At 66.6% G+C, this 26,709-nt stretch carries 25 protein-coding genes; 17 read left to right on the top strand and 8 right to left on the bottom strand.

Features of this window, described 5'->3' with window-relative positions:
• Nucleotides 1-4 precede the first annotated feature (4 nt).
• The 3 genes from AKI39_RS21400 to AKI39_RS21390 all read left to right on the top strand — a co-directional run bounded on the left by AKI39_RS21400 (nucleotide 5) and on the right by AKI39_RS21390 (nucleotide 4,128).
• Nucleotides 5-640 (top strand): TRAP transporter small permease subunit, encoded by a 636-nt coding sequence (locus tag AKI39_RS21400; RefSeq protein ID WP_066640760.1) that lies wholly within the window; start codon nucleotides 5-7, stop codon nucleotides 638-640.
• Nucleotide 641: 1 nt separating this feature from the next.
• A complete protein-coding gene (locus AKI39_RS21395; RefSeq protein ID WP_066640759.1) occupies nucleotides 642-2,309 on the top strand; it encodes a TRAP transporter large permease in 1,668 nt (555 codons plus the stop codon).
• A 121-nt stretch (nucleotides 2,310-2,430) separates the two neighbouring features.
• Nucleotides 2,431-4,128: a RecQ family ATP-dependent DNA helicase gene (locus AKI39_RS21390; RefSeq protein WP_066640756.1), complete on the top strand. Its 1,698-nt coding sequence runs from the start codon at nucleotides 2,431-2,433 to the stop codon at nucleotides 4,126-4,128.
• A 48-nt stretch (nucleotides 4,129-4,176) separates the two neighbouring features.
• Here AKI39_RS21390 and AKI39_RS21385 read toward each other — a convergent pair whose 3' ends face one another.
• Both AKI39_RS21385 and AKI39_RS25785 read right to left on the bottom strand, forming a co-directional pair.
• Complete coding sequence (locus AKI39_RS21385) at nucleotides 4,177-5,148, bottom strand: tripartite tricarboxylate transporter substrate binding protein (protein ID WP_083228973.1); 972 nt, start codon at nucleotides 5,146-5,148, stop codon at nucleotides 4,177-4,179.
• A gap of 111 nt (nucleotides 5,149-5,259) precedes the next feature.
• Entirely contained in the window at nucleotides 5,260-5,418 is a 159-nt protein-coding gene (locus tag AKI39_RS25785; protein ID WP_158515201.1) for a hypothetical protein, read from the bottom strand.
• Nucleotides 5,419-5,661: 243 nt separating this feature from the next.
• Between AKI39_RS25785 and AKI39_RS21375 the strand changes: the two genes are divergently transcribed.
• The 6 genes from AKI39_RS21375 to AKI39_RS21350 all read left to right on the top strand — a co-directional run bounded on the left by AKI39_RS21375 (nucleotide 5,662) and on the right by AKI39_RS21350 (nucleotide 11,951).
• Entirely contained in the window at nucleotides 5,662-6,681 is a 1,020-nt protein-coding gene (locus AKI39_RS21375; RefSeq protein ID WP_066640752.1) for a Bug family tripartite tricarboxylate transporter substrate binding protein, read from the top strand.
• 57 nt (nucleotides 6,682-6,738) lie between these two features.
• Complete coding sequence (locus AKI39_RS21370; protein WP_066640750.1) at nucleotides 6,739-8,058, top strand: Rieske 2Fe-2S domain-containing protein; 1,320 nt, start codon at nucleotides 6,739-6,741, stop codon at nucleotides 8,056-8,058.
• An 8-nt stretch (nucleotides 8,059-8,066) separates the two neighbouring features.
• Nucleotides 8,067-9,056, top strand: a complete 990-nt coding sequence (locus tag AKI39_RS21365; protein WP_066640747.1) for an ABC transporter substrate-binding protein — start codon at nucleotides 8,067-8,069, stop codon at nucleotides 9,054-9,056.
• Nucleotides 9,057-9,109: 53 nt separating this feature from the next.
• A complete protein-coding gene (locus tag AKI39_RS21360; protein ID WP_066640744.1) occupies nucleotides 9,110-10,075 on the top strand; it encodes a PDR/VanB family oxidoreductase in 966 nt (321 codons plus the stop codon).
• A gap of 7 nt (nucleotides 10,076-10,082) precedes the next feature.
• Nucleotides 10,083-11,270 carry a Gfo/Idh/MocA family oxidoreductase gene (locus tag AKI39_RS21355; RefSeq protein ID WP_066640741.1) on the top strand — a complete coding sequence of 396 codons (1,188 nt, stop codon included), beginning with the start codon at nucleotides 10,083-10,085 and terminating at the stop codon, nucleotides 11,268-11,270.
• Between the two features lie 135 nt (nucleotides 11,271-11,405).
• Nucleotides 11,406-11,951 carry a MarR family winged helix-turn-helix transcriptional regulator gene (locus AKI39_RS21350; protein ID WP_066640737.1) on the top strand — a complete coding sequence of 182 codons (546 nt, stop codon included), beginning with the start codon at nucleotides 11,406-11,408 and terminating at the stop codon, nucleotides 11,949-11,951.
• Between the two features lie 42 nt (nucleotides 11,952-11,993).
• On the opposite strand, the gene AKI39_RS21345 is transcribed toward AKI39_RS21350, so the two are convergent.
• Nucleotides 11,994-12,752: an IclR family transcriptional regulator gene (locus tag AKI39_RS21345; RefSeq protein WP_066640735.1), complete on the bottom strand. Its 759-nt coding sequence runs from the start codon at nucleotides 12,750-12,752 to the stop codon at nucleotides 11,994-11,996.
• A gap of 148 nt (nucleotides 12,753-12,900) precedes the next feature.
• On the opposite strand from AKI39_RS21345, the gene AKI39_RS21340 reads away from it, so the two are divergent.
• From AKI39_RS21340 to AKI39_RS21325, 4 genes are all read left to right on the top strand, one after another.
• Nucleotides 12,901-14,190 (top strand): aromatic ring-hydroxylating dioxygenase subunit alpha, encoded by a 1,290-nt coding sequence (locus AKI39_RS21340; RefSeq protein ID WP_066640729.1) that lies wholly within the window; start codon nucleotides 12,901-12,903, stop codon nucleotides 14,188-14,190.
• Between the two features lie 38 nt (nucleotides 14,191-14,228).
• Nucleotides 14,229-15,203: a Bug family tripartite tricarboxylate transporter substrate binding protein gene (locus AKI39_RS21335; protein ID WP_066640723.1), complete on the top strand. Its 975-nt coding sequence runs from the start codon at nucleotides 14,229-14,231 to the stop codon at nucleotides 15,201-15,203.
• Between the two features lie 66 nt (nucleotides 15,204-15,269).
• Nucleotides 15,270-16,052, top strand: a complete 783-nt coding sequence (locus AKI39_RS21330) for an SDR family NAD(P)-dependent oxidoreductase (protein WP_066640720.1) — start codon at nucleotides 15,270-15,272, stop codon at nucleotides 16,050-16,052.
• A 15-nt stretch (nucleotides 16,053-16,067) separates the two neighbouring features.
• Entirely contained in the window at nucleotides 16,068-17,030 is a 963-nt protein-coding gene (locus AKI39_RS21325; RefSeq protein WP_066640718.1) for a PDR/VanB family oxidoreductase, read from the top strand.
• 29 nt (nucleotides 17,031-17,059) lie between these two features.
• On the opposite strand, the gene pcaDC is transcribed toward AKI39_RS21325, so the two are convergent.
• The 4 genes from pcaDC to pcaH are packed head-to-tail and all read right to left on the bottom strand — an operon-like array spanning nucleotide 17,060 to nucleotide 20,925.
• Nucleotides 17,060-18,232, bottom strand: coding sequence for a bifunctional 3-oxoadipate enol-lactonase/4-carboxymuconolactone decarboxylase PcaDC (gene pcaDC, locus AKI39_RS21320; RefSeq protein WP_066640716.1), 1,173 nt, complete (start codon nucleotides 18,230-18,232; stop codon nucleotides 17,060-17,062).
• A 21-nt stretch (nucleotides 18,233-18,253) separates the two neighbouring features.
• Entirely contained in the window at nucleotides 18,254-19,645 is a 1,392-nt protein-coding gene (locus tag AKI39_RS21315; RefSeq protein WP_066640714.1) for a class-II fumarase/aspartase family protein, read from the bottom strand.
• 36 nt (nucleotides 19,646-19,681) lie between these two features.
• Entirely contained in the window at nucleotides 19,682-20,218 is a 537-nt protein-coding gene (locus AKI39_RS21310; RefSeq protein WP_066640711.1) for a hypothetical protein, read from the bottom strand.
• Nucleotides 20,215-20,925 (bottom strand): protocatechuate 3,4-dioxygenase subunit beta, encoded by a 711-nt coding sequence (gene pcaH / locus AKI39_RS21305; RefSeq protein WP_066640708.1) that lies wholly within the window; start codon nucleotides 20,923-20,925, stop codon nucleotides 20,215-20,217. The genes AKI39_RS21310 and pcaH overlap by 4 nt, the downstream gene beginning before the upstream one ends.
• Before the next feature lie 100 nt (nucleotides 20,926-21,025).
• Between pcaH and AKI39_RS21300 the strand changes: the two genes are divergently transcribed.
• A complete protein-coding gene (locus tag AKI39_RS21300; protein ID WP_066640707.1) occupies nucleotides 21,026-21,964 on the top strand; it encodes a LysR substrate-binding domain-containing protein in 939 nt (312 codons plus the stop codon).
• A gap of 109 nt (nucleotides 21,965-22,073) precedes the next feature.
• Complete coding sequence (locus AKI39_RS21295) at nucleotides 22,074-24,143, top strand: DNA/RNA non-specific endonuclease (RefSeq protein WP_066640704.1); 2,070 nt, start codon at nucleotides 22,074-22,076, stop codon at nucleotides 24,141-24,143.
• Between the two features lie 68 nt (nucleotides 24,144-24,211).
• Here AKI39_RS21295 and AKI39_RS21290 read toward each other — a convergent pair whose 3' ends face one another.
• Nucleotides 24,212-24,415 carry a hypothetical protein gene (locus AKI39_RS21290; RefSeq protein ID WP_066640700.1) on the bottom strand — a complete coding sequence of 68 codons (204 nt, stop codon included), beginning with the start codon at nucleotides 24,413-24,415 and terminating at the stop codon, nucleotides 24,212-24,214.
• A 307-nt stretch (nucleotides 24,416-24,722) separates the two neighbouring features.
• On the opposite strand from AKI39_RS21290, the gene AKI39_RS21285 reads away from it, so the two are divergent.
• A complete protein-coding gene (locus tag AKI39_RS21285; protein ID WP_066643527.1) occupies nucleotides 24,723-25,145 on the top strand; it encodes a tripartite tricarboxylate transporter TctB family protein in 423 nt (140 codons plus the stop codon).
• Nucleotides 25,145-26,671 carry a tripartite tricarboxylate transporter permease gene (locus AKI39_RS21280; RefSeq protein ID WP_066643530.1) on the top strand — a complete coding sequence of 509 codons (1,527 nt, stop codon included), beginning with the start codon at nucleotides 25,145-25,147 and terminating at the stop codon, nucleotides 26,669-26,671. Before AKI39_RS21285 ends, AKI39_RS21280 begins: the two co-directional genes overlap by 1 nt.
• Nucleotides 26,672-26,709 lie beyond the last annotated feature (38 nt).

Below are 26,709 nucleotides of genomic sequence, written 5' to 3'. Positions count from 1 at the left end.
GGCAATGAAATCACTATTTGCCTTGTCGCGTCTGATCGACGCGATAAACCTGCGCGTGGGCCGCGCCGTGACATGGGTGACCTTGCTGGTGGTGCTGGTCAGCGCCGGCAACGCGTTGGTGCGCAAGGTCTTGCACACCAGCTCGAATGCGTGGCTGGAATTGCAGTGGTATATGTTCGGGGCCATGTTCCTGCTGGCCTCGGGCTATACGCTGCTGAAGAACGAGCACGTGCGGGTGGATATCCTGTCCTCGCGCCTGTCGCGGCGCAAGCAGATCTGGATCGAGGTCTTCGGCGTGCTGTTCTTCCTGCTGCCGGCCTGCATGCTGATCCTGGCGCTGTCCTGGCCGGTCTTCACGGAGTCGTGGCTGACCCACGAGCAGTCGTCGAATTCGGGCGGGCTGGTGCGCTGGCCGGTGAAGCTGCTGATCCCGGCGGGCTTCGCGCTGCTGGTGCTGGCGGGCGTCTCGCACCTGATCAAATGCGTGGGCTTTCTGCTGGGCCGCGGCCCAGATCCGCTGCGGCGCGAGGGCGTGCGCTCGGCCGAGGAAGAACTGGCCGCGGAAATCGCCCGCGAAGCCCAGGCCCGCGAAGCGGCCGCGCTGGCCGCGGCGGCGGCGCCGCGCGACGGGGGGCGTTGAGATGGACTTCTTCATCGCCAACCTGGCGCCCATCATGTTCGCCACCCTGGTGGTGTTCCTGCTGCTGGGTTTTCCGGTGGCCTTCGCGCTGGCGGCCAACGGCATCCTGTACGGCCTGATCGGCATCGAGCTGGGCCTGCTCACGCCGGCGCTGTTCCAGGCGCTGCCGCAGCGGGTGTTCGGCATCATCTCCAACGACACGCTGCTGGCGGTGCCGTTCTTCACGCTGATGGGACTGGTGCTGGAGCGCTCGGGCATGGCCGAGGACCTGCTGGAGACCATCGGGCAGCTGTTCGGCACGGTCCGGGGCGGCCTGGCCTTCGCGGTGGTGTTCGTCGGCGCCATGCTGGCGGCCACCACCGGCGTGGTCTCGGCCTCGGTGATCTCCATGGGGCTGATCTCGCTGCCCATCATGCTGCGCTACGGCTACGACCGGCGCCTGGCCAGCGGCGTGATCGCCGCCTCCGGCACGCTGTCGCAGATCATCCCGCCCTCGCTGGTACTGATCATCCTGGCCGACCAGCTGGGCCGCTCGATCGGCGACATGTACCGGGCGGCGATGGTGCCGGGCTTCGTGCTGGCCGGGCTGTACATCCTGTACGTGATCATCATGTGCGTGGTCAGGCCCGCCTCGGCGCCAGCCTTGCCCGAGGAGGCGCGGCGGTTTCGCGAGACCAATGGCACGCGCGGGGGCCGCTCGCTGCTGGTGCTGATGGCGATCTCCGTGGCGGTGGCCTGGGCGCTGGGCCGGTGGATGGAGAACGACACCGCGCCGGCCGACGAGCGCATCGTGCTCAGCCTGCTGTTGTGGGGCCTGTCCGCCTTCGTGATCGCCATCGTCAACAAGGCACTGCGCCTGCGGCTGCTGTCGGCGCTGGCCGAGCGGGTGACCTTCGTCATGATCCCGCCGTTGTTCCTGATCTTCCTGGTGCTGGGCACCATCTTCATCGGCGTGGCCACGCCCACCGAGGGCGGGGCGATGGGCGCGGTGGGGGCCATCGCCATGGCGCTGGCGCGCAAGCGGCTGACGCTGGACCTCATGCGCCAGGCGATGGACACCACGACCAAGCTGTCTTGCTTCGTGGTCTTCATCCTGGTGGGTTCCACGGTGTTTGGCCTGACCTTTCGCGGCGTGAACGGCGATCTGTGGGTCGAACACCTGCTGACCGGGCTGCCGGGCGGGCAGTGGGGCTTCCTGATCGTGGTCAGCGTGCTGACCTTCGTGCTGGCCTTCTTCCTGGACTTCTTCGAGCTGGCCTTCATCATCGTGCCGCTGCTCGGGCCGGTGGCCGAAAAGATGGGCATCGACCTGATCTGGTTCGGGGTGATCCTGGCGGTGAACATGCAGACGTCCTTCATGCATCCGCCCTTCGGTTTCGCGCTGTTCTACCTGCGCTCGGTGGCGCCCAAGGATGCCTACCGGGACAAGGTCACGGGGCGGACCATCGCGCCGGTGACCACGGGGCAGATCTATCGCGGATCCATTCCCTTCATCGTCATCCAGCTGCTGATGGTGGCCACGGTGATGCTGGTGCCCGCGATGGTGATGCACTACAAGGGCGACCAGTCCCAGGTCGACCCCGCGTCGGTGAAGATCGACGTGCAGGGCGGCTACGGCGATAGCGTGTACGGCGGCGGGGCGGACGATCCGGGCGCGTCGTTCAAGTGAGGGTTGGGCCTGTGCCGCGGCCCTCGCCCCGATGATGCTGCGCAACCGAAGCATGCGTCGACGATAAGCGGCGGAAGCACCCGGCACAGCGCTTGCTAAACGCGAGCTTTCGCCGGATGCCATGCCCGACTCGCCCATTCCCATTGCCTTGCCTGCCCAAGCCCGGCGCGTGCTGCGCGAACGCTTCGGCGTGGCCAGCCTGCGCCCCGGCCAGGCCGAAGTCCTGGCCAGCGTGTTGCGGGGCAACCCGACGATAGCCGTGATGCCCACGGGCAGCGGCAAGTCGCTTTGCTACCAGGTGCCCGCGCTGTGCAATGGCGGCCTGACGGTGGTGGTGTCCCCCCTCATCGCGCTGATGAAGGACCAGGACGAGAAGCTGCGCGAGTACGGCGTGGATGCCGGCGTCTTCAATAGCGCCACCCCCGATGAGGACCAGCAGCGCTACCTGCGCAAGGGCGGCGGCAAGCATCAGCCCATCGTCCTTGCCACGCCGGAGCGGCTGGGCGATGCCGGCTTCATGCAATGGCTCAGGCGCCAGACCGTCCGCCTGTTCGTCGTGGACGAAGCGCATTGCATTTCGCAATGGGGCCATGACTTCCGGCCGGCCTTCCTGGAGATCCCCGCCGCCGTGCGTGCCGTGGGCTCGCCGCCGGTACTGGCGATGACGGCGACGGCAACCGACGAGGTCATCCACGACATCGCGGCCACGCTGGACCTGCCCGCGGCCTGCGTCATCAAGGTGGGTGTGTATCGCCCGAACCTCGATTACGCGGTGCGCCAGGTCAGCGACGAGGAGCGCAAGCAGGATGCGGTACTGGAACTCGTGCGGGAAGCGCAGGGGCCCGCCATTGTGTATAGCGCCACGGTCAAGGAGGCGGAGATCCTGCATCAGGTATTGCGCGACGCCGGCATGGACGCGGCGCTGTATCACGGCCGCTTGAATGCCACGGCGCGGCGACAGGCGCAGGACGCCTTCATGTCCGGCACCACGCGCGTCATGGTGGCTACCGACGCCTTTGGCATGGGCATCGACAAGCCGGATGTGCGGCTGGTCGTGCATGCCCAGCTGCCCGGCAGCCTGGATGCCTACTACCAGGAGTCGGGCCGCGCGGGACGCGACGGCGAGCCCGCGCGCTGCATACTGATTCACGAGGAAAAAGACAAGCGCATCCAGCAATTCTTTCTGGCCAACCGCTATCCGTCCAGGGAATTGCTGCTGCGCGTGCTGGGCGTCCTGGAAGACGCGCCCGCACCGCTGGCGGAGGACGAACTATTGCGGGCCTTGGGCAAGGTGGGCGCGCGCAAGCTGCGCGTCGGATTGAAGCTGCTTGCCGACGCCGGCCTGATCGAGAAGGACAGCCACGGCAAACTGCGCACGCGGGGCGATGCCGATGCCCGTGCGCGCGCATCGGCCGCCGCCGAACAATACGAAAGGCGCGCCGAGCACGACCGTGAAACCTTGGCCGCCATGGTGGGATATGCGCGCAGCGGACGCTGCCGCTGGCGCATGCTGCTGGCCCATTTTGGCGACGTGCCGCAGTGGGAACGCTGCGGGCATTGCGACAGCTGCGACCTGGCGCGGCAGGCCGAAGCCGTCGAAAAGGCGGGCGACGCACCGCCGGATCGCCAAGGCAGGCCCGCGCCCCTGCGGGTCGGCGATGGCGTGCGGGTGCGCCGCTATGGCGCGGGCGTGGTCGAGGCGGTGACGCGCGAACGCGTCGATATCCGCTTTCCCAATGGCGACTTGCGGCGTTTCCTGCCCGGATACGTCACGCGATTGAAAGGCGTGCCGCCCGTGCCGCCCGTGCCGGCGTCTTGAGGGCGGCGGCCGTCCCTGGGACGGCGCCCGCGCCGCGGGGAGCCGCGCTTACTCCGGATGGATGTTCGCGGCCTTGGCGACCTTCGCCCATTTCACCATTTCGGAATCGATGAAGTCGGCGAAATACCGGGGCGATTGCGTGACCGGCTCTATGCCGGCCTGCTCCAGCGTCTTCCTGAGATCCGGAGCGGACAAGGCCTTGTTGATTTCGGCGTTGAGCTTGTCCACGATGGCCGCCGGCGTACCCGCGGGCGCCAGGACCCCGCCCCATGTGCTGGTGTCGTAGCCCGGCAGGCCGGCCTCGGCCATGGTGGGGATATCCGGATAGCTGGCGACGCGTTTCGTCGTCGTCACCGCCAGGGGCCGCACCAGCTTGCCCGACACCGGCGCATGCAGGGCCGCGAGGGTGTCGAACATCATCGACACGCGGCCGCTGGTCAGGTCCGGATGCGCTGCCGTGCTGCCCTTGTACGGCACGTGCACGATGTCCAGGCCCGCCATGCTTTTGAACAGCTCACCCGAAAAATGCGGCGCGCCGCCCGGTCCGCTGGACGCGAAGGTCAGCTCGTGCGGATGCGCCTTGCCGTAGGCGATCAGCTCCTTCACCGAATGCACCGGCAGGCTGGGTGTCACCACCAGCATCAGGGGCACGGAATGCGTGAGCGCGACCGGCTCGAAGCTTTTGACCGTGTCGTACGGCAGCTTGAACATGGTCGGGTTGATGGCATGCGAGCTGGCGGCCAGCACCAGGGTATAGCCATCCGGGGCGCTTTTGGCGACGTAGTCCTCGCCTATCGTGCCGGTGGCGCCGGGTTTGTTCTGGATGACGACGGATTGTCCCATCGACACGGTCATCTTCTGGCCGATCAGCCGCGCCACGATGTCGATGGCGCCACCCGGCGACGCCGGGATGATGATGGTAATGGGATGGCTGGGATAGGCGTCGGCGGCCAGGGCGGCATGGCCGGCGGCACCGGCGAACAGGGCGAACGTGGCGCGAAGGAACAGGCGGCGGGGCATGGTGTCTCCTCGTGGTGTGATATTCGTATGTAGGAATACCAGCCACCTTGCCACGGGCCGCGGCAAAAAGCCATCGTGGCCGCCCTTACCCATGGCGGCGGGCATGCACCGTCAATGCCCCGTGTCCGGATAACCCGGCCCGGGGTAGCCGAAGCCATGCCGCCAGGCATCCCCGTTCACGCGCGGGGTCGCATTGTCGGCGCAACCGCTCAAGAGTATCGCCAGGGTGAGGGCGATCGAGGCCAGACAGGCCCATCTTCTGTTTTCCATGTGCACCTTCTTTCGATGTAGAGCCGCGACCCTGCGCGCCCACCGGATGATCGAAGCCTCGCAAAGCCTGATTCTATCCAAGGGCACAAGGCAAGCCCCGGGACGCGATCGCGTGCCGACGATTCTTTGGTCCATGGTGCTTGAAATTTACTTAGACCTCTAATATTATTCCTGCACGCACTCACCGGCCATCCGATAAAACGCCGGCCGTCCAAAGACGCGAAACACATCGAGGAGACAGACATGACCACCCGTTGCACGGCGGCCTGGCCAGGCCACCGCGCGCGCCATCGCGCGCTCGCACTGGCCGCGGCGGCAGCCATCAGCCTGATTTGTTGTACCGCCCGCGCGGCGGAAAGCGCCTCGCAGTTTCCTTCCCACGTCATACGGTTCATCGTTCCGTACGCCGCGGGCGGGCTGCCGGACACCGTCGCGCGGGTCGTCGCGCAGCGCGTTACCGCCAGCATCGGCCAGTCCGTCGTGGTCGAGAACAAGCCGGGCGCCAACGGCGTCATCGCGGCGCAGGCGCTGATGAGCAGCCCGCGCGACGGCTATACCTACCTGGTCACCGACGGCTCGATGATGTCCATCAACCCGACGCTGTACAAAGACCTTTCCTACGATCCCAAGCGGGACTTCGTGCCTGTGTCACTGATCGCCACATCGCCCCTGTTCCTGGCGACCAATACGCAGACCGGCATCACGACCCTGCAGGACTTCGTCAAGCGCGTCCAGGCCGCGCCCGGCAAGATGAACTACGGCTCTTCCGGCGTGGGCAGCTCGCATCACCTGACGATGGAGGCGTTGGCCCTGGGGATGCACACGAAGTTGACGCACGTTCCCTTCCGCGGCTCCGGCCAATCCGTGCCGGCACTGGTGGGCAATCAGGTCGACGTGGTGTTCGCCGCGCTGCCTTCGCTGTCGGGCTTCGCCGACAAGGGCCAGGTAAAGATCCTGGCCACCAATGCCGGCAAGCGTTCCGCGCTGGCGCCGGATGTTCCCGCCATCGCGGAGATCCTGCCCGGCTTCAACTTCGCCGTCACCGTTGGGGCGCTGGCGGCCACCGGCGTGCCGGACTACGCGGTGCAGCGCGTCAGTGGGGAAATCGCCAAGGCGGTCAAGGATCCGGCGGTGATCAAGCAGTTCAACACGCTGGGAATCGAGGCCGTTGGCGCCACGCCCAAGGAATATGCCGCGGCGATCGACGACGAGGCGCAGCGCTACGCGGGCGCGATCAAGGCGGCCAACATCAAGACGGAATGAGGGCGCGAACGGGCGGCCCCGCGCGGCCCGTACACGCGATCACGAACAGGAGCACGTATGTTGACACCCGAAGAAAACGATCTGCTTTGCCGCGTCGAAGGCGACGCGCCCATGGGCGGCCTGATGCGGCGGCATTGGCTTGCCGTCTGCCTGAGCGAGGAGGTGAGCGAACCGGACGGCGATCCCGTCAAGGCCCAGGTCCTGGGCGAGGACCTGGTCGTGTTCCGCGATACGGAAGGACGCGTCGGCGTGATGGACGAATACTGCCCGCACCGCCGCGTCTCGCTGGTATATGGGCGCAATGAGGAATGCGGGCTGCGCTGCCTGTATCACGGCTGGAAGATGGACGTGCAGGGCAACGTCGTCGAGATGGTCTCCGAGCCCGCGGCCAGCGTCATGGCGCAGAAGGTCAAGCACAAGGCCTACCCCGTGCGGGAATGGGGCGGCATGGTGTGGGCCTACATGGGACCGCAGGACGATATCCCGGAATTCATGCCCCCGCCCTGGGCGCCGTACGCGGACACGAAGGTAAGCATCGCCAAGGTGCTGGTGCCCTGCAACTGGGCACAGATCCTGGAAGGCGCGATCGACTCCGCGCACAGCTCCAGCCTGCATTCCTCCGACTTCGTTCCCGCGCGCGTCGGCGGCGCCGAGGCGACGGAAAAGAACTGGCTGCGTCCTTCCACGGACAAGGCGCCGCGCATGCAGGTACACCGGACCGACTACGGATTCCGCTATGCGGCCATCCGCCGTCCCATCACCAACGCGGCGCAGACCGACTATGTGCGCTCGACGGTGTTCGTCGCGCCCGTCACCGTGCTGGTACCGCCCAATAACCTCTACAACGTGGCCAACGTGAACGTTCCCATGAGCGACACCGCCACCGCTTTCTACTTCATTGCCTGGGGCGAAAAGGCCAGCACGCCGGATACCGAGACCTGGCGCAAGTTCCTGGGGGCCAGCATCGGGCGGGACCTGGACGAACGATACCGGCCGCTGCGCAACCACGAGAACCGCTTCTGGCAGGACCGCCAGGCGATGAAGGCGGGCAATTTCACGGGCATCAAGGGATTCCCCAACCAGGACATCGCGATGTGGGTCACGATGGGGCCGATCGCAAACCGGTCCGACGACAGGCTGGGCGCCAGCGACCTGGCCATCGTCGAATTCCGCAAGCAGATGCTGCAAGCCGCCCTGGACTTCCGTGACGGAGCCGTGGCCATCGGCACGGGCGACAAGCGCATCCCGCGTGAGGTCTGCGCCTTCCAGGCCATCGTCCCGAAGAACGTCGATTGGCGCGACTTCCATGCCGAGCCGGTGGGCCGCCCGGATGCGCAGGCGCAGCAGCTCGACACCAACTACCAAACCACTGCCTAGGAGCCGACATGGCCAAGCTGCAGCTTTCCTTTTCCATCGGCGACTATGACCGCAATCGCCCGCTGTTCGACGGCACGGTGCAAATCGACGGCGTCGATCCCTTGTTCACCCTGTTGTCGCCGGAAGAAATGTTCTTCCGATCCTTCCGGTACCAGGATTTCGACGTCAGCGAGTTGTCCTTCTCCAGCTATCTGGTCAAGCATGCGAACGGCGACTGTCCCTACATCGCCCTGCCGGTCTTCCTGTCGCGCGCCTTCCGCCATACCTCCATCTACGTGCGCAAGGACAGGATCAAGACGCCGCAGGACTTGAAGGGCAAGCGCATCGGTGTCCCGGAATACCAGCTGACCGCCAATGTCTGGGCGCGCGCGATACTGGAAGACGATTATGGCGTGCGGCCCGCCGATGTGACGTGGGTGCGCGGCGGCATCGACCAGCCGGGCCGTCAGGAGAAGGTCAAGATCCAGCTTCCGGCCGACGTCAGGATGGTGGACGCGCCGGCGGACACGACCATTTCGGACATGCTGGACCGCGGCGAAATCGAAGGTTTCATGGCACCGCGGGCGCCCTTCGGCGCGGCCCGCCACAACCCCGACATCGGCTGGCTGTTCGACGATCCCACCACCGCGGCCAAGGATTACTACAAGCGCACCGGCATCTTTCCCATCATGCACGTGCTGGGCCTGCGCAAGACGCTGGCCGAGAAGCATCCCTGGCTGCCCGGAACCCTGCTGAAGGCCTTCGAACAATCGAAGGCGGCGGCGTTGGCCAAGCTGTCCGACACATCGGCGACCAAGGTCACGCTGCCCTTCGTCGAGGAACAGCTGAAGGCCGCGCGCGAGACCATGGGCGAGGACTACTGGGCCTATGGCGTCGAGAGCAGCCGGCGGACCCTGGAGGCATTCACGCGACATCATCATGCACAAGGCTTGTCGTCGCGCCGGATGGCGGTGGAAGAACTGTTCCATCCCAGCACCTATGAAACGTTCAAGCTGTAGCACAGCCGGACGCCGACGCGCGCCGGCGCCGCCACCCGGAAGGAGGACAGGCCATGAGTGAACCGGCCGCCGATACCATGATGCCGCTGCGCATCGCCAGCGTCACGGACGCGGCGCGCGGCATACGCGCCTTCGAGCTCGTGCATCCCGAAGGCGCGGACCTGCCGGTCTTCACGCCGGGCTCGCACATCAAGGTGCGCGTGCCCAACGGCGAAACGCGCAAGTACTCCTTGTGCAACGATCCTTCCGAACGCAAGCGCTATGTGATCACCGTCAAGCGCGAGGACCAGGGGCGTGGCGGATCGATTAGCCTGGTGGATGAAGCCAGGCCCGGCGACACGCTGCCGGTGTCGGCGCCGGACAACGCCTTTCCGCTGGTCGATGCGCCTGGAAGCCTGCTATTCATCGCGGGGGGCATCGGGATCACACCCATCTTGTCCATGATCCGTTCCTTGCAGGATGCGGACGCGCCCGCCTGGAAGCTGTATTACCTGAGCCAGGCGCCCGAGACCACGGCCTACCGGGACATACTGAGTGCCCCCGAGCTGCGTTCCCGGGTAACCATCCACCACGATCATGGCAATCCCGCGGACGCTTTCGACCTGTGGCCCGTGCTGGAAAAACCCAACCGCGGGCATGTCTATTGTTGCGGCCCGCGCGGCCTGATGGAAGCGGTGCGGGACATGTCCGGCCATTGGTCGCCGGCCCGCATCCATTTCGAGAGTTTCCTGGAAGGCGGCGAGCGCAAGCCCGATGATCGGCCGTTCACGGTCGCACTGGCCCGCAGCGGGAAGGAGTTCGAGGTGCCCGTTGGCCAATCGATTCTTTCCGTGCTGCGCCGGGCCGGCATCAAGGTGGCCTATTCCTGCGAGAGCGGCACCTGCGGATCGTGCCGTACCCGCATGCTGACCGGCAGGGCGGACCATCGCGATATGGTGCTCATGCCGGATGAACAGGAATCGCAGATCATGGTGTGCGTATCGCGTGCCGTCGGCGACAAACTCGTACTGGACCTATAGGCCGCCCATGGACACTTCCATACTTCGCATCGGCGTGGCCGGGTTGGGCCGGGCATTTTCGGTGATGCTGCCCACGTTCCTGGGCGATCCGCGCGTGCGCCTGGTGGCGGCATGCGACACCCGCGCCACCGCGCGCGAGCAATTCCAGCGCGATTTCGGCGGGCCCGCCTATGCGGATATCGAGGCCCTGGCGCGCAACCCGGAGGTACAGGTTGTCTATATCGCCAGCCCGCATCAATTCCACGCGGAACATACGCGCATCGCCGCCGCGCATGGCAAGCACGTGCTGGTGGAAAAACCCATGGCGCTGAGCCTGGCCGAGTGCGACGCCATGATCCAGGCCTGCCGTGCCGCGGGCGTCAGCATGGTGATCGGACACTGCCACAGCTTCGACACCCCATACCTGAAAACGCGCGAGCTTATCGCCAGCGGCGAGTTCGGCGCGGTGAAGATGATCCACGCGCTGAACTACACCGACTACCTGTTCCGGCCGCGCCGGCCGGAAGAGCTGTCCACCGCCGAAGGCGGGGGCGCGGTGTTCAGCCAGGCCGCGCATCAGGTCGATATCGTCCGCATGCTGGCCGGGGCGCGTCCCGTGCGGCTGCGCAGCGCCTTGGGTAATTGGCATCCCCAACGGCCCACCGAGGGCGCGTACAGCGCACTGCTGTGGTTCGAATCCGGCGCGTATGCGTCGCTGAACTACAACGGCTACGCCCACTTCGATTCGGACGAGTGGATGGACTGGGTCGGCGAGATGGGTGGCGCGAAAGACCCGCAGGACTATGGCGCGGCGCGCCGTAAACTGGCAACGCTGGAATCGCCGCAGGACGAAGCGCGGCTCAAGGTGGCCGGCACCTACGGCGGCGCGCTGTATGCGCCGCCTTCGCCGGGCAGCGCATCGGCACCGCTATCGCACCAGCACTTCGGCTCGATCGTCGTTTCCTGCGAACGGGCGGATTTGCGGCCCATGTCCGGCGGCATCCGTGTGTACGGCGACGCGCGGCGCGAGACCCGGCCGCTGCCCGAGTCCGCGGCGCCGCGCCATGAGGTGATAGACGAACTTCTCGATGCCGTCCATCTTGGCCGGCCGCCCCTGCACGATGGACGATGGGCGAAGGCGACGCTGGAGATCTGCCTGGCGATGCTCGCGTCCGCGCGCGATGGGACGGACGTGCCGCTGCATCACCAGGTGTGACGCGATGCCGGGCCTTCGCCAAGCCGCGATGCGCGCCTGTACCGCAAGACGGTATCGGCTGCCCTGCGCGGCCGGAAGGCCAGCACAGTTGCGGTATGATCTTCTGCGACTTCGCGATACGCCGTTCACTCGCCGATGACTTCAAAAGAAACACGCAAGCTGCTGGATCACTGGCGCGAGGCAGTGCCGGACGACCGCCTGGCCCACCTCATCAAGGACGCGACGCGCGCCCTGGTGCGCGGGTTGCAGATGCGGCTGGTCGACTACAACGTTTCGTTCGGGCATTGGGCTTTCCTGCGGATATTGTGGGAGCAGGATGGCCAGACCCAGCGCGAACTCAGCGAACTGGCTGGCGTCATGGAGCCCACCACGTTCTCAGCGATCAAGGCCATGGAATCGCTGGGCTATGTCGAACGCAGGCATCTGCCCGGCAACAACAAGAACATCCATGTCTTCCTGACCCGCAACGGCCGCGCCCTGAAGAAAAAGCTGGTGCCGTTGGCGGAGGAAGTCAACGCGATCGGCACGCGCGGCCTGACCGACGCCGAAATCAAGGTGGCGCGCAAGGTGCTGCTGACCATCATCGCCAATATGGCCGACGACGAAACGTCCGCCGAGAATGCCGAACGGCGCGTGCCTTCCACGCGCGAGCTGTCGCGCCGCATCAACGAGGCGGCCTGACCGCCGCAACCGGTTTGCGTGGGCCGTGCAGGCCCGCGCCGATCAGGCCTGCTGTTGTCCCAAGGCGCGCGACAGCACCGTTGCTTCCTGCAGCAGCATCGCCCCGCAGGCCTTGACGCGCTCGGCCGTCATGCGCACGCTGGGCCCGAAGATGCATAGCGACCCCACCACCAGGTCGGCGCCGTTGAAGTAGGGCGCGGCCACCGCGACGGCGCCCTCGATCAATTCGTGCCGGCTGGTGGCATAGCCTTGCTTGCGCACGCGTTCCAGTTCAGCCATGTAGGCCGCGGTGTCCACCTTCGTATCGGCCGCATAAGCCTTCAATTCTTTTTCCGTCAGGTTCATGCGGGCCAGGATGGTGCGTCCGCTCGCGCCCAACACCAGCTTTTCCCGATACCCCACGCCGCGGCGAAAGCTCAGGGGCTGCGCGCTGGCGAGTTCGGAAACGCATACGCGATAGATCCCTTCGCGCACGAACAGGGCCACGGTTTCGCCGGTGCCCTCCCAGAGCCGCTGCAGCGACGGATAAGCGATATCGGCGATGTTGTGGCTGGATGTCCAGACGTGCGCCAGGCGCGCCACGGAGCTGCCCAGGCGGAACTGCTGCGGATCGCCGGACGAGACCAGGAAGCCGTTGTGCTCCAGCGTGGCCAACAGCCGGTACAGCGTGGGCCGGCTCAGGTCCACGCGCTTGAGCAGCTCGGCGGCCGTCAGCCCGTCGTCTCCCGGCCGGAAGGCCAGCAGTATGTCCAGCGCTCGGTCCACCGCGCGGACACCTTCCTGGCGCTTGTCGTTTTCCATTCGTGGTCGCTATCCGCTCTGTTTCGTTGGGCGGATTGTATTCAAAAGCCGGTTGACCCTGTCGGATTCGTGTCCGTATAATGGACTACGGTATTATCAGACGGACAAGCATCACGCCGCGCTCGAAGCGCGCGAATGGAGGAAACGCATGGACAAGAACATGGCCGAAACCCTGGTGCGGACCGGGCCCGGCACGCCGATGGGCAATCTGCTTCGCCGCTATTGGGTGCCGGTGCTGCTGGCCAGCGAGATCGCCGAGCCCGACTGCCCGCCGGTGCGGGTGCAGATCATGGGAGAGAAATTGCTGGCCTTCCGCGATACCGAGGGCAAGGCCGCGCTGATCAGCGAGTTCTGCTCGCATCGCGGCGTGTCGCTGTACTTCGGGCGCAACGAGGAAAACGGCATTCGCTGCTCCTACCACGGCCTGAAGTTCGACCGCGACGGCAATTGCGTCGACGTGCCTTCCGCGCCGCAGGCGTGCAAGCACATGGGTATTACCGCTTACCCCTGTGTGGAGATGGCCGGCATGGTGTGGGCCTACATGGGTCCCAAGGACAGGAAGCCGGCGCTGCCGGACGTCGAATGGTGCACGCTGCCGGCCAGCCATGTGTTCGTCTCGAAGCGGCTGCAGGAATGCAACTACCTGCAGGCCATGGAAGGCGGGATCGATACCAGCCACGTTTCCTACGTGCACCGCTACGAAGTGGACCAGGATCCCTTGCATCAGGGCACCAAGGCCCTGGACTACATCAAGGCGGACGGCAACGTCATCTTCGAAATCGAAAAAACGCCTTTTGGGTTGACGCTGTTCGGGCGCCGCAACGGCGAGCCCGATTCCTACTACTGGCGCGTGACGCAATGGCTGTTCCCGTGGTTCACGCTGATTCCCCCGTTCGGTGACCACGCCCTGGGCGGCCACGTCTGGGTGCCTATCGACGACCACAACTGCTGGGCCTGGAGCATCAATTTCCGCGTCGACCGGCCGCTGAACGAAGAGGAACTGCGCGACCTGAACGAGGGCAAGGGCGTTCACTGCGAATACGAACCGGGCACCAATGTCCCGGGAGGCGCGTTCCGTCCCAAGGCCAACAAGGACAACGATTACCTGATCGATCGCCAGGCGCAGAAGGAAAAGCGCGCCTACTCGGGCGTGTTCGGCTTCGCCATGCAGGACGCCTCGCTGCAGGAAAGCATGGGGCCCATCCAGGACCATGCCAGCGAAAAGCTGCTGCCGACCGATCGGGCCATCGTGATGGCGCGGCGCATGCTTTTCGAAGCCGCGACCTCCCTGCGCACCGATAACGACCCGCCGGCGCTGGACGCCGACCAGCAGCGCGTGCGCGCGGCCGGCGTATTGCTGCCGCGCGACCAGAAGCCCCAGGAATGGGCGGTGGTCCACCTGGCCGATGCCAAGGACCAGAAGGTGTATTCCATCTAACACAACGCAGAACAGCACCACCACCAAAGGAGAAACCCATGATCAGGAACAAGCGGCGCGCGGTATTGATGGCTGCCGCGCTGGCGGCATGCTGTACGTTTTCGGCCGCCCAGGCGGACGACTGGAAGCCCGTCAAGCCCATACGCATCGTCGTCCCCATCGTGGGCAGCACCAACGATGTGCTGGCGCGGTTGGTCGCCCCGGAGCTGGGCGCCGCGCTGGGACAGCCTGTCGTGGTGGAAAACAAAGGCGGGGGCGGCGGCCTGATCGGCACGATGGACGTGGTCAAGTCCGCGCCGGACGGGTATACGCTGCTGGTGGGCTACAACGGTCCCATCACCATCAATCCCACGCTGCTGCCGCAGACGCCTTACGACCCCGTCAAGGACCTGGCGCCCATCACCCTGGCGGTGAAGGCGTCGCAATACCTGGTGGTCAACCCCAAGGTGCCCGTCAAGACGCTGGCGCAGTTCGTCGACTACGCCAAGAGCCATCGCATGAGCTATGCGTCCGTGTCGGTGGGGAGTTCCTCGCACCTGACGATGGAAATGCTGAAGCAGGCCGCCCATATCGACCTGACCCACGTGCCGTACCGCGGCGCCGGCCCGGCCGTGGTGGACCTGATCGGCGGCCAGGTCGACGCCGCCTTCCTGGTCCCCGGCAACATACAGGACTACGCCAAGGACGGGCGCGCGCGCCTGATCGCATCGTCGGGCCTGAAACGCTTTCCGTCCACCCCGGACGTGCCCACCGTCGCCGAGAGCGGCTATCCCGGCTTCGACGCCACGTCATGGATCGGCTTCCTGGCGCCCGCGGGCACGCCGCAACCCATCATGGACCGTCTCAATACCGAAATGGTGCGGATCCTGAAATCGCCCAAGGTGCGCAAGCAGCTGGAAGACATGGAATTCGAGGTGGTGGCCAGCACGCCGCGCGAGTTTTCCGATTGGATCAAGGTGGACGCCGAACGCTGGGCCAAGGTGATCAAGACCGCCGATATCAAGGGCAACTGACCTCAACACGCTAGGCGCACGCATGGTCGCGCATCGCGGCCGTGGCGCGCATTACGGGAATCATCCATGCAAGGAAAAGCCAGGCTATCGGGCAAGTCCGCCCTGATCACGGGCGGGGGCGGCGGCATAGGCGCGGCCGCCGCGGCGCTGTTCTGCACGGAGGGCGCCTCCGTCATGCTGGTCGACGCCAGCGAAGAAGCGCTGTCGCGCACCGCCCAGGCCATCGCGCGCGAGCAGCCCGGCGCGCGTGTCGCCACCTTCTGCGCGGACGTGTCGGATGCCGCCCGCGCCGCGGCGGCCGTGGAGGCTGCGCTGCGCAGCCACGGCGGGCTGGACATCCTGGTGAACAATGCGGCGATGCGCAACTACTCCGCGCTCGCGGATGTGACGCCCGAAGAGTGGCACGCGGTGGTGTCGGTGAATTTGATCGGCACGTCCAACTACTGCAAGGCCGCGCTGCCGGCGCTGCGGCGCTCGGGCAAGGGCGCCATCGTCAACGTGTCGTCCTGCTATGCGGAAACCGGGCGCAAGGGCATGGCGCTGTACGACGCCACCAAGGCGGGCATGCTGGCGATGACGCGCACGCTGGCCTTCGAGGAAACCGCCCATGGCATACGCGCCAACGCGGTGTGCCCGGGGTCGACGCTGACGGATTTCCATATCGGCCGCGCGCAGGCGGCCGGCAAGAGCGTCCAGGTGCTGAAGACGCAGCGCCAGGACACCTCGCTGCTGGGCCGCTGGGCCGAGCCGCGCGAGATCGCCTGGCCCATCCTGTGGCTGGCGAGCGACGAGGCCTCGTACATCACCGGTACGACCTTGATGGTGGATGGCGGCTTGTCCGCGATGTAGCAAGAGGATGGCGGGATGAGTGCAAATCGCTTGACGGTGCGCGTGGCGCGCAAGGTGGCGGAGACCGCCGAGATCAGCAGTTTCGAGCTGGTCGATCCGGCCGGCGGCGAACTGCCGCCTTTTACGGCGGGATCGCACATCGACGTCCATCTGCCGAATGGCATCATGCGCCAGTATTCGCTGTGCAATGCGCCCTGGGAGCGCCATTGCTATCGCATCGCCGTGCTGCGCGAGGCGGCGTCGCGCGGCGGATCGCAGGCCATGCACGATACCGTGCGCGAGAACGACCTGCTGGACATCGGTGTGCCGCGCAATCTCTTTGCCTTGGCGCAAAGCGCGCAGCGGCACGTGCTGCTGGCCGGCGGCATCGGCGTGACGCCGCTGCTGTGCATGGTGCAGCACCTGGCCGCCATGGGCGCGGATTTCGGCTTGCACTATTGCACCCGCTCCGTGGCGCGCACGGCGTTCCGCGCGCAATTGAGCGACGCCGCCTATGCCGGCCACGTGCAATTCCATGTGGACGATGGGGCGCCGGAGCAGAAGCTGGCGCTCGACGCGGTATGCACGCCGACACCCGGCACGCATCTGTACGTATGCGGTCCCAAGGGCTTCATGGACGCGGTGCTGGGGGCGGCGCGCGCGCGTGGCTGGCCCGAGGACAGCCTGCACTACGAGTTCTTCGCCGCCGATGCCGCGCCGGTGGACGGCGACGCCGCCTTTCGCGTGAAGCTGGCCAGCTCCGGCCGGGTGGTCGAGGTGCCGGCGGATTGTTCGGTGGTCCACGCCCTGGCCAAGGCGGGGGTCGACGTGCCCGTGGCCTGCGAACAGGGCATATGCGGCACCTGCCTGACCCGGGTGCTGGAGGGCGTGCCGGACCACCGCGACCTGTTCCTGTCGCCGGACGAACAGGCCGGGAACGCGCAGTTCACCCCCTGCTGTTCACGGGCAAAGACGCCGCTGCTGGTGCTGGACCTGTAGGGCGCCTTCCGGCGTCGACAGGCCCGCGGTCAGCCGCGTTCTTCGTCCAGCTTCTTCAGCATTTTCCCGGCGATGGCGAAGCCGGTGTTGGCGGCGGGCACGCCGGCATAGACGCTGACCATGAACAGCGCCTCTTCGATGAGGCGGGCTTCCACGCCGGCGCGCAGGGCGGCGCCGACATGCAGCTCGAACTCTTCCCAGCGCCCCAATGCCGCCATCATCCCCATCACGACGATGCGTCGGGTCACGTCGTCGATGCGGCTGGACGTCCAGATCCTGCCCCAGGCCAACTGGGTGATCATTTCCTGGAATGCGGTGTTGAAATCCGTGCGCGCGGCCAGTCGTCCGTCGACATAGGCGCGGCCCAGGATATCCCGGCGCCGTTCCAGGCCCAGCGTGTAGCGCTCGCTTTCCGCGAGATCGCCAACCGGCGCCAGGAAATCCAGCACGGCATCGCCCCATTGCACCGGCAGCTCGATCATCGGAATGTGGGCACCCGGCAGGGCGGTGACCGTGGCCCCCGGGATGGCGGCCGCGATTTCGGCGCCGCGCTCGGGCGGTGTGGACTGGTCCTGCGCGCCCGTGAGCACGCGGGTGGGAACGCGGATCGCGGCCAGGCCGTCGGCGATGCGCATGTCGCGGATGGCCGCGCAGCAGCCGGCGTAGCCATGCGGTTCGAGCGAGAGCAGGGTCTCCTTCACGCGCTCGGCGCGTGGATCTTCAAGCGCCAGGAAGCCGGGCGTGAAGAAACGCCCCAGCACGGCTTGCTCGATGGCCGCCATGCCGCCGCGCTGGACGTTGTCGATGCGCGCGTTCCAGACGTCCGCGGGGAAGCGCACCGCCGTATTCGAGAGCACCAGCTTGTCCAGGCGCTGGTCGGGGCGCTGCGCGTAGGCCATGCCGACCATGCCGCCCAGGGAGACGCCGCAGTAGTGAAATTTGTCCAGCTTGGCGGCCTGCACGACGGCGGCCAGGTCGCCCGCCAGTTGGTCCATCGTGTATGCGCCCTCGGGCGCGTCGGAAGCGCCATGTCCGCGCATGTCGAAACGGATCACCCGGAAATGCCGCATCAGCCGCGGCAGCACGGGATCCCACAGCGAAAAATCCGTGCCGAGCGAGTTGCCCAGTACGAGCGCGGGCAGCGAGGGCGAGCCGTCGCTGCGCCAGTAGATGCGGGTGACGCCGTTGATTGCGAAAGGCATGTCGTTCCTTGGAAGGATCAGTCAGGAAGGTGAATCATCGGCCATGCCGGCCGCGACGTGCAAGCCGGCCCGCCGTGCCGCCCATGCGGCCAGCACGGGCACGCATGGGGCCTCGGCCGCGTCCAGGCAGCGTTCCACGCCGCACGCCTGCTCGATGTCCGCGGCGGGAATCCTGCCGTCGACCTCGGGATGATGCAGCAGCAGGTCGCGCAGCTCGGCGCCTTGCTCCAGCGCCTGCCTGCACAGCGCGTCGACGATGCGCTGCGCCGCGGCCGGGCCCAGTGCGCGGGCCAGCAGCATGCCGACGGTTTCCGAGTGCACGACGCCATGTTGCCGGACCAGGTTGGCCTGCATTGCCTCGGGATCGACGCGCAGCCCCTGCGCGGTTTCCACCGCCATGGACAGCGCGTTGTCCAGCAGCATGAACAGGTCGGCCAGCAAGGGCAGGGCATTGGGCCAGCTGCCCAATCCCCGCTCATGTTCCGCGGTCATGTCCGAGACGAGCGACAGCGCCAGTGGGGGCGCCCGCAGCGCGGCGTCGAGCATGTGCATGCAGGCCATGGGATTGCGCTTGTGCGGCATGGCGGAAGAGCCGCCGCGGCCGGCGCCCGATGGCTCGAAGGCCTCGGCCACTTCGCTTTGCATCAGCAGCGAAATATCGCGGCCGAGCTTGCCCAGCATGGCGCAGCACAGCGCCAGCTCGTTGCCCAGGCGGGCCAGCCGGTCACGCGCGCTTTGCCATGCGATGGGTGTGCCACGCAGGCCCAGGGCGCCGGCCACGGCATCGGCAAGGGCCTGGCCATGCACGCCGAGCGCGGCCCGCGTGCCGTTCGCGCCGCCGAACTGGATGACGCGGCAGGCTTCGCCGGCATCCTGCAGCGCGCCGGCGCAGCGATCCAGGGCATCCAGCCAGCCGGCGGCCTTCCAGCCGAAGGAGATGGGCGCGGCCGGCTGCATCAGGGTGCGCGCCAGCATGGCGGTACGGCGATGCGTTTGCACCAGATGGGCGAGCGCATCGCCGAGATCCCGCATCTGCCCGTGGATAAGCCGCAGCGCGGCTTGGGCCTGGAGCATGAGCGCGGTTTCGCAGACGTCCTGGCTGGTCGAGCCGTAGTGCACGAAAGCGGCGTGCTCGGGTGCGCGGCGGGCGACTTCCTGCTTGAGCGCCTTGGCGAAGGGGATGGCGGCCGTGCCGGCCTTGCGCGCATCCGCGGAAATCGCGGTCCAGTCGAAGACTTCCGGCCGCGCGCATGCCTGCGCGATGCTCTCGGCGGCGGCGGGCGGGATCAGGCCGCACCGCGCCTGGGCCTGCGCCAGCGCGGCCTCAAAGCGCAGCATCGCGGCATACAGGGCCGCGTCGGTCCACAAGGCGCGCATGGCGTCCGTGGAGAACATGGCGCGTATCGATAGCATCGGCGGATTCCGCGAAGCAAGCCGGAAGGGCGCGAGCTACAGCTCGAAGAAGACGGTTTCGTCCTTGCCCTGCAGGCGGATGTCGAAGTGATAGTGCTGCGGCGATACCGGCCGCGCGATGAGCGTATGCCGCCGAGCCGGCGGAACCGCGGCCAGCGTCGCATCGGCGGCGTTGGCTTTTTCTTCGTCGCCGAAGTATACGCGCGTGATGGCGTGCAGCAGCATGCCGCGGGCCGTGACGATGATGTCGGCGTGCGGCGCCTCGCCATTCCCCTTGGCCTGGGGCCGGGGCAGGTCGACGATGTAGCGGAACCGCGGATCCGTGCCCGTGCCGATGCGGCACATGGCTGGCGGCTCGCCATCGCGTTCCAGCCAGAACTCCAGCATGGCGTCGTGTATGGGTTCGCCGTCGCCGTCCAGGACCTGGCCGGTCAGCGTCACGCGGGGGGCGGGATCGTCGGGCTCGATCAGGCGCATGGGAAAGGCGCTTTTCAGATCGAAGCCGTATTGCTCGGGGACCAGGCCATAGGCGAAGTAGGGGCCCACCGTCTGCGAAGGGGTCTGGCGGCTCATTGGCGATTCTCCATCGGGGTTTCGGCGGCGCCTCGCAGGACGATGTCGAACACGTAGCCCAGGGCATAACCGTCCTCGGTCACGTCCGTCGAGAACCTGGAGATGAGGCGTTCGCGCGCGTGCTCGGGCACGCCCTGCACCATGGGATCGAGCGCCAGCAGCGGATCGCCCGGGAAATACATCTGGGTCACGAGCCGCGACGCGAACCACTCGCCGAACAGCGAGAAGTGGATGTGGTTGGGACGCCAGGCATTGGGGTGGTTGCCCCATGGATAGGCGCCGGGCTTGATCGTCAGGAAGCGGTACACGCCATTGGCGTCGGTAAGGCAGCGGCCGGCGCCCAGGAAGTTGGGATCCAGCGGGGCGTCGTGCTGGTCGCCCTTGTGCACATAACGGCCGGCCGCGTTGGCCTGCCAGATTTCGACCAGCGTATTGGCGACCGGTTTATTCCGCTCGTCCAGCACCCGGCCGGTCACGATGATGCGTTCCCCCAGGGGCGCGCCGTTCTTCTGGGCGTTGCGCGTCAAGTCATGGTCCAGGGCGCCCAGCTGGTGGGCGCCGTAGACGGGCGCCCGCATATTGCGCATGCGCTCGGGCATGGGCAGCAGCGTCTCGCGCGGCGAGCGCTTGGCGGTGGAGCGATAGGGGGCGTAGTCGTAGCGGGGATGCGAGTCCCAGTCGAAGGCGTCGACCCTGTTATCGGCCATGGCGCTGTCTCCTTATTTCCGGGCGGGGATGGGATGACGGCTATTCTGGAATTTCTCTAAGATTATGAAAAGTGAATTTTTTGGATGGTTTCCATAACCTATGGATATACAACCCCTGGCCGCCAGCGGCCGTGTCAACCTGCGCCATCTGCATTGCTTCGTGGCCATCGCGCAAAGCGGCTCGCTGCTGCGCGCCGCCGAGAAACTGGCGATTTCGCAACCCGCGATCTCGAAACGGTTGGGGGAACTGGAAGAAATCGTGGGCACGGTGCTGTTTACCCGCGGCAGGCAGGGCGCCCGGCTCACCCGCGAGGGGCAGCGCCTGCTGCCGTATGCGACCCAGATGCTGGCCATCCTGCGCGAAGGCCTGCAGGCCGTGGCCGTCCCGGACAATCCGCAGCGTGCGGAAGTGCGCTTCGGGGTGCTGCCCACGCTCGCCGCGATCCTGGTACCGCGCGCATTCGCCGCCATGCGCCAGGCCTGGGGCGACGTCGAGCTGGACGTGGTCACGGCGTCGAACTCCGAGCTGCTGGCCGGCGTGCGCAGCGGTCAACTCGCCTTTGCCGTCAACCGGGCGGCGGATCCCGAACTCTCGGAAGGACTGCGTTTCGAATACCTGTTTGCCGATCCGCTGGTGGTCGTGACGCGGCCCGGCCATCCGGTCGCGCGTGGCGGCCTGGGCGCAATGGCGGCCGCCGGGCCATTTCCGGTGCTCTTGCCCCCGACGGGCACGCTGATCCGCCAGTCCGCCGACCGGCTGCTGGATGAGGCGGGGCCCGGCAAGCCGGCCATGCTGCTCCAGACGCTTTCGATGTCGATGTCGCGCGCGATGACCCTTGAATACGATGCCATCTGGCTGGTGCCGCGCAGCGCCGTGGCGAGCGATATCGCCAGCAATTCCCTGGCGATCGTGCCCGTCTCGGTGCCGGGCGGCGAGGAAAGCGTGGGCATGACGACCCGCCGCGGCGCGGTGCCGACGGCCGCATCCCGTGCCTTGATGGAAAGCCTGCGCGAAGCGGCCACGGCACGGAAGTTCTGAAGCCCGGGCGCGGCGGCTGCGATGGCGTGCCGATTGCAAGCAAACATGAATGTCACTGGACTGTCACCCGGGCGGCTGAACATCCTTGCCCATCCTGGCAGGAGGACCCATGCGGGCGGATACCATCAAAGACATCCGGCGGCGCATCGCCGCCACGGGCGAAGACAGAATGCGCACGCGCGCGCTCGTGGCATCGGGCGCCTGGCGCGCCGCGGATGACGACGCGACGCGCTGCGCGGCCTTCGATGCGCGCGTCAAGCGCGATTCGGGGCTGGCCGAGGCCGTGCAGGGCACCAACGATTTCCAGCCCGCGGCTTTCCTGCCCGAAGGCGCCATGGCACGCCGCGCCGTCGGGCGCGTCGCGCTGCAGACGCCGCAATTGTCGATATCGGGCACCGGATTCCTGATCAGCCCGGAGCTCTTCATCACCAACCAGCACGTCATCGCCGATGCCGCGGCGGCCGGGCAGGCCACCATCGTGTTCGACGACGAGCTGGACGAGCGCGGCCAGCCGCGGCCGCGCACGATATTCCGACTGGCGCCCGACCGCTGCGCCGTGTTCTCGGACGAGAAAGACCTGGACTATGCCTTGATCGCCCTGGGCGAACGCGTGCGGGGCGATGCGACGCCGGAGGAATTGGGGTATTGCCCGATCAGCTTCACGCCCGATCGCCATCGCAAGGGCATGAACGTGAATATCATCCAGCACCCGGAGGGCATGCCCAAGACGATCGCCATCCGCAACAATCTGCTGACTGCCCGCACGGACACCCGCCTGCTTTACGAGACCGATACCGATTTCGGCTCCTCGGGTGCCCCGGTCTTCAACGATCAGTGGGACGTGGTGGCGCTGCATCACTATGGCGCGCCGTCGGGGTCGGGCCAGGGCTTGGCGGCGGCCGGCGCGGATGCGGATGAAGCCGCCGTTGCCGCGCCCGCGAAGAAGCACGCACGCGGCAAATCCGGCGCGGCGCGCAAAACGGTGGCCAGCGCCGCGCTGCCGCCCGCAACCTCCGCAAGCGTGAACGAGGGCGTGCGCATCAGCAGCATCTATCAGGACCTGCAGTCGCGCTTGCCGCGCTTGCAAGCCGGGGCCGAACTCCTGCGCCGCGCGTTGGCACTGTGGGTGGATTCCTCGCCGACGTCCGGGCGGCAGCTGGAACGGCGCGCACCGCCGGGGAACGCGGGGGGAACCGCGACGCCAGCAGGCGCGGCCGCCAGTCCGGAACCGAGGATGCTGAAACGTCTGCCGGAGCAGGCCGTACTGGATACGGACTACGGCGATCGCAACGGCTACAACGCCCGGTTCGTGCCGGGCGTGAAGCTGGACCTGGCCAGGATCGCCGCGCCCCGCAAGCGCGTGATCGCGCCGCTGCAGGAAAGCGCCACGGGCGCCGCGCCCGGTGAACTGCGCTACCAGAACTTCAGCGTGGTCATGCACAAGGCCCGTCGCCTTGCGCTGCTGACCGCCACCAACATCGACGGCGCCCGCTGGCTGGCCATCGACCGCAAGACCGGCCAACCCGCGGCGGACCAGCCGGAAGGCGACGTCTGGTACAACGACTCGCGCATCAACGCCTCGTACTGCGTCGGCCAGTCCTTTTATTCGGGCTGGAGCCATCTGTTCGACCGCGGTCACCTGACGCGGCGCGAGGACCCCACCTTGGGCGAATTCGCCGCGCGCGCCAACGCCGACACCTTTCACTTCACCAATTGCACGCCGCAGCATTGGAAGTTCAACGAGTCCATCCAGTACTGGCAGGGCATCGAGCGCTACGTGCTGGAAAAAGGCGTGTTCGACAGCGGCCGCGACAAGCCCTTGACGGTGTTCCAGGGCCCCGTGTTCGACGACGTCAACGATATGTGGGCGGACGGCGTGCAGGTGCCGTCGGCTTTCTGGAAGGTGGTGGTATGGAAGGGCGCCGCGGGCCTGAAGGCGGTGGCGCTGGTGGCCGACCAGACCGCGCTGTTTTCGCTGGCGCGGCGCGGGTCGGCGCCGCCGCCGAAGGACACGCCGGTGAACGTGGTGCAGTGGCGCGCGTCCATTCCCGCCATCGAAAGCAAGACGGGGCTGGACCTGGCCCCGCTGCGCGCGCACGATACGGCCGGCGGGGCACTACCCGTCGTCGGGGAAGCGCTCCTGCCGATCACGCGCTGGGAAGATATTCCCTTGGAATGACGTTCGCCGGGGGCGCGGCGACGTGGCCGGCGCCGGGGCAGTTGCCTAGGGGCCCATGGCCGGCGATGTTATCCGGCAGGCTTGTCTCGCGTCCGGTCGCCGCCGGACAGATCCTCGGATTGGCGGCGGGGATCTTCGCCCTTGAAGCCGCCATAGCTGCTTTGGCCGGGATCGGCGCTACGGCTTTTGATCTTTTCGTCGGGCGCCTTTTCATGCGCGCCGGCGCCGGCGGCGGGCAAGTCGGCCGGATGGGATGTGGGTCGTTTGTTCATGATGATTCCTCCCGTTTTTCCTGACAAACCAAGGACTTCCTTAGCAAGGGCTGTACCGGCCGCGTTCAGTCGCTTGTCATAACACGTTCAGCTTTTGGTTGGCTTTCATTCAGCTCGTTGTTGCTTTTGCACCCTAGGTGTATACGCTTATTCGCTGAAACCGACAGCAAGCTGAAAGTGCCGCTCTCCACAATCGCGTTCAGCATCATGCAAGCCTGCGTGGTGTCCTGACAAAGCGAATATGAAGGAGAGGGGAAATGACGTCCCGCAGACGCAGGGCCCGGCCGGGAGAGCACCGGCCATGAACATGAACAACCGCAATTTCGTCAGGGGCTTGTTCCTGATCGCTTTTGCCCTCGTCTTCGGCGGGGTGGCGGCGACCTACCCCCTGGGCAACCTGGCCCGCTTCGGCGCGGGGCTGTTCCCGCTGCTGGTGTGCGGCTGCCTGCTGCTGATCGGCATCATCACGGTCGTGCGTGCCTACTTCGTCGAGCCCGTGCCGCTCGGCTACAGCATCCGCAACATCGCCATCGTCATGGCCAGCCTGGTGGGCTTCGTGCTCGTGTCGAACTTCCTGAACATGCTTCTGGGCATCGTGTTCCTGGTGTTCTGCTCGACGCTGGCCGGGACCTCGTACTCCGTGGCGCGCAACGTCAAGATCTCCGCCGGCCTCATCGCGGTGGCGCTCGCCTTCAAATTCCTGCTGGGTCTGAACCTGCCGCTCCTATGATCGACATCCTGCACAACCTCTCGTTCGGTTTCGAACAAGCGCTGACCCTGGAAAACCTGATGTATTGCGCATTGGGTTGCACGGTCGGTACCCTGATCGGCCTGTTGCCGGGCCTTGGTCCCCTGTCGACCATCAGCCTGCTGCTGCCGATCACCTACTCCATCCCCGCCGGCGGCGCACTGATCATGCTGGCCGGGATCTACTACGGCGCGCAGTACGGCGACAGCGTCAGTGCGATCACGATGAAGATTCCGCACGCCAGCAGCATCGTCGCCTGCATCGACGGGTACCAGATGAACCTGAAGGGCAAGACCGGCCTGGCGTTGTTCACGGCCGGGATGTCGAGCTTCATCGGCGGCACCGTTGCCATCGTGGTGCTGTCCACGATGGCCCCGGCGCTGGGCGAGGTGGGCATGCTGTTCGGCCCGGCCGACTACTGTGCGCTGATGATGCTGGGCTTCTTCTGCGTCAGCTTCGTCAGCAGCGGCAGCCTGCTCAACGGCCTGGCCATGGCCCTGATCGGCATTCTGCTGGGCGTGATCGGCACGGACGTCAACAGCGGCATGGCGCGCTACACCATGGATCTCATCTTCCTGCAGGATGGGGTCGGCCTGATCAGCATCGCGCTGGGCTGCTTCGGCATCGCCGAGATCGTCAAGAACCTGGACGCCCGCAATACGCTCACGCCCTTCAACGGCAAGATCAAGCTGCTGCCGACCTGGCCGGAGTTCAAGCGCATCATCCCTAGCGCGCTGCGCGGCAGCATCATCGGCTCGGTGCTGGGCATCCTGCCGGGTGGCGGCCCGACGATCGCGCAGTTCGCGGCCTACGCCGCCGACAAGCGCTTCAGCAAGTACCGCGATGAAATCGGCAAGGGCGCCATCGAGGGCGTGGCCGGCCAGGCGGCGGCTGACGAAGCCGCCGCGCGGACCAGCTTCATTCCGCTGATGGCCATCGGCATCCCGGAAAACGCCGTGATGGCGCTGATGCTGGCGGCCTTCATCGTCAAGGGCGTGCAGCCCGGACCCAACATGATCGCCAACCACCCGGACCTGTTCTGGGGCCTGGTGGCCAGCATGTGGATCGGCAACTGCTTCCTGCTCATCCTGAACGTGCCGCTGGTGCGCTACTGGCTGTCGGTGTTCAAGATTCCGTACACGGTGCTGTTCCCCTCCATCCTGTTCTTCTGCTGCGTGGGTACATTCAGCATCAACAACAGCCTGGACGACGTGTACATCACCGCGGTCTTCGGCTTCATCGGCTATCTGTTCATGCGCCTGGGCATGGAGGCCGCGCCCCTGATGCTGGGCTTCATCCTGGGCCCGATGCTGGAGGAGAACTTCCGCCGCGCCATGCTGCTCAGCCGCGGCGACTTCGGCATCTTCGTGTCGCGCCCCATCAGCGGTACGCTGTTTGCGGCGATCGGCGCCATCGTGGTGTGGCAGGTGACATCCTTCGTGCGCAAGAACCGCCAGCGCAAGGCCGCGGCCCTGGCCGTGCCGCAACCTGCCGTGCAAGCCGACTGATTACGTGCCGCCGCCGGCATCTCCTTGTCGGCACTTGC

Origin of the sequence: Bordetella sp. H567 (assembly GCF_001704295.1) — a bacterium.
Taxonomy (GTDB): domain Bacteria; phylum Pseudomonadota; class Gammaproteobacteria; order Burkholderiales; family Burkholderiaceae_B; genus Bordetella_C.
Note: the sequence above shows the minus strand (reverse complement) of the source record. Positions and strands in the feature narration are given on the sequence as shown.

Excerpts from the sequence above, each read along its gene's own strand:
- AKI39_RS21360 (WP_066640744.1), top strand. The coding sequence starts at position 9,110 with ATGAGTGAACCGGCCGCCGATACCATGATGCCGCTGCGCATCGCCAGC.
- AKI39_RS21325 (WP_066640718.1), top strand. The coding sequence starts at position 16,068 with ATGAGTGCAAATCGCTTGACGGTGCGCGTGGCGCGCAAGGTGGCGGAG.
- pcaDC (WP_066640716.1), bottom strand. The coding sequence starts at position 18,232 with ATGCCTTTCGCAATCAACGGCGTCACCCGCATCTACTGGCGCAGCGAC.
- AKI39_RS21285 (WP_066643527.1), top strand. The coding sequence starts at position 24,723 with ATGAACAACCGCAATTTCGTCAGGGGCTTGTTCCTGATCGCTTTTGCC.
- AKI39_RS21375 (WP_066640752.1), top strand. The coding sequence starts at position 5,662 with ATGACCACCCGTTGCACGGCGGCCTGGCCAGGCCACCGCGCGCGCCAT.
- AKI39_RS21350 (WP_066640737.1), top strand. The coding sequence starts at position 11,406 with ATGACTTCAAAAGAAACACGCAAGCTGCTGGATCACTGGCGCGAGGCA.
- pcaH (WP_066640708.1), bottom strand. The coding sequence starts at position 20,925 with ATGGCCGATAACAGGGTCGACGCCTTCGACTGGGACTCGCATCCCCGC.
- AKI39_RS21370 (WP_066640750.1), top strand. The coding sequence starts at position 6,739 with ATGTTGACACCCGAAGAAAACGATCTGCTTTGCCGCGTCGAAGGCGAC.
- AKI39_RS21400 (WP_066640760.1), top strand. The coding sequence starts at position 5 with ATGAAATCACTATTTGCCTTGTCGCGTCTGATCGACGCGATAAACCTG.
- AKI39_RS21395 (WP_066640759.1), top strand. The coding sequence starts at position 642 with ATGGACTTCTTCATCGCCAACCTGGCGCCCATCATGTTCGCCACCCTG.
- AKI39_RS21315 (WP_066640714.1), bottom strand. The coding sequence starts at position 19,645 with ATGCTATCGATACGCGCCATGTTCTCCACGGACGCCATGCGCGCCTTG.
- AKI39_RS21300 (WP_066640707.1), top strand. The coding sequence starts at position 21,026 with ATGGATATACAACCCCTGGCCGCCAGCGGCCGTGTCAACCTGCGCCAT.
- AKI39_RS21365 (WP_066640747.1), top strand. The coding sequence starts at position 8,067 with ATGGCCAAGCTGCAGCTTTCCTTTTCCATCGGCGACTATGACCGCAAT.
- AKI39_RS21385 (WP_083228973.1), bottom strand. The coding sequence starts at position 5,148 with ATGCCCCGCCGCCTGTTCCTTCGCGCCACGTTCGCCCTGTTCGCCGGT.
- AKI39_RS21295 (WP_066640704.1), top strand. The coding sequence starts at position 22,074 with ATGCGGGCGGATACCATCAAAGACATCCGGCGGCGCATCGCCGCCACG.
- AKI39_RS21310 (WP_066640711.1), bottom strand. The coding sequence starts at position 20,218 with ATGAGCCGCCAGACCCCTTCGCAGACGGTGGGCCCCTACTTCGCCTAT.
- AKI39_RS21335 (WP_066640723.1), top strand. The coding sequence starts at position 14,229 with ATGATCAGGAACAAGCGGCGCGCGGTATTGATGGCTGCCGCGCTGGCG.
- AKI39_RS21290 (WP_066640700.1), bottom strand. The coding sequence starts at position 24,415 with ATGAACAAACGACCCACATCCCATCCGGCCGACTTGCCCGCCGCCGGC.
- AKI39_RS21330 (WP_066640720.1), top strand. The coding sequence starts at position 15,270 with ATGCAAGGAAAAGCCAGGCTATCGGGCAAGTCCGCCCTGATCACGGGC.
- AKI39_RS21340 (WP_066640729.1), top strand. The coding sequence starts at position 12,901 with ATGGACAAGAACATGGCCGAAACCCTGGTGCGGACCGGGCCCGGCACG.
- AKI39_RS25785 (WP_158515201.1), bottom strand. The coding sequence starts at position 5,418 with ATGGAAAACAGAAGATGGGCCTGTCTGGCCTCGATCGCCCTCACCCTG.
- AKI39_RS21345 (WP_066640735.1), bottom strand. The coding sequence starts at position 12,752 with ATGGAAAACGACAAGCGCCAGGAAGGTGTCCGCGCGGTGGACCGAGCG.
- AKI39_RS21355 (WP_066640741.1), top strand. The coding sequence starts at position 10,083 with ATGGACACTTCCATACTTCGCATCGGCGTGGCCGGGTTGGGCCGGGCA.
- AKI39_RS21390 (WP_066640756.1), top strand. The coding sequence starts at position 2,431 with ATGCCCGACTCGCCCATTCCCATTGCCTTGCCTGCCCAAGCCCGGCGC.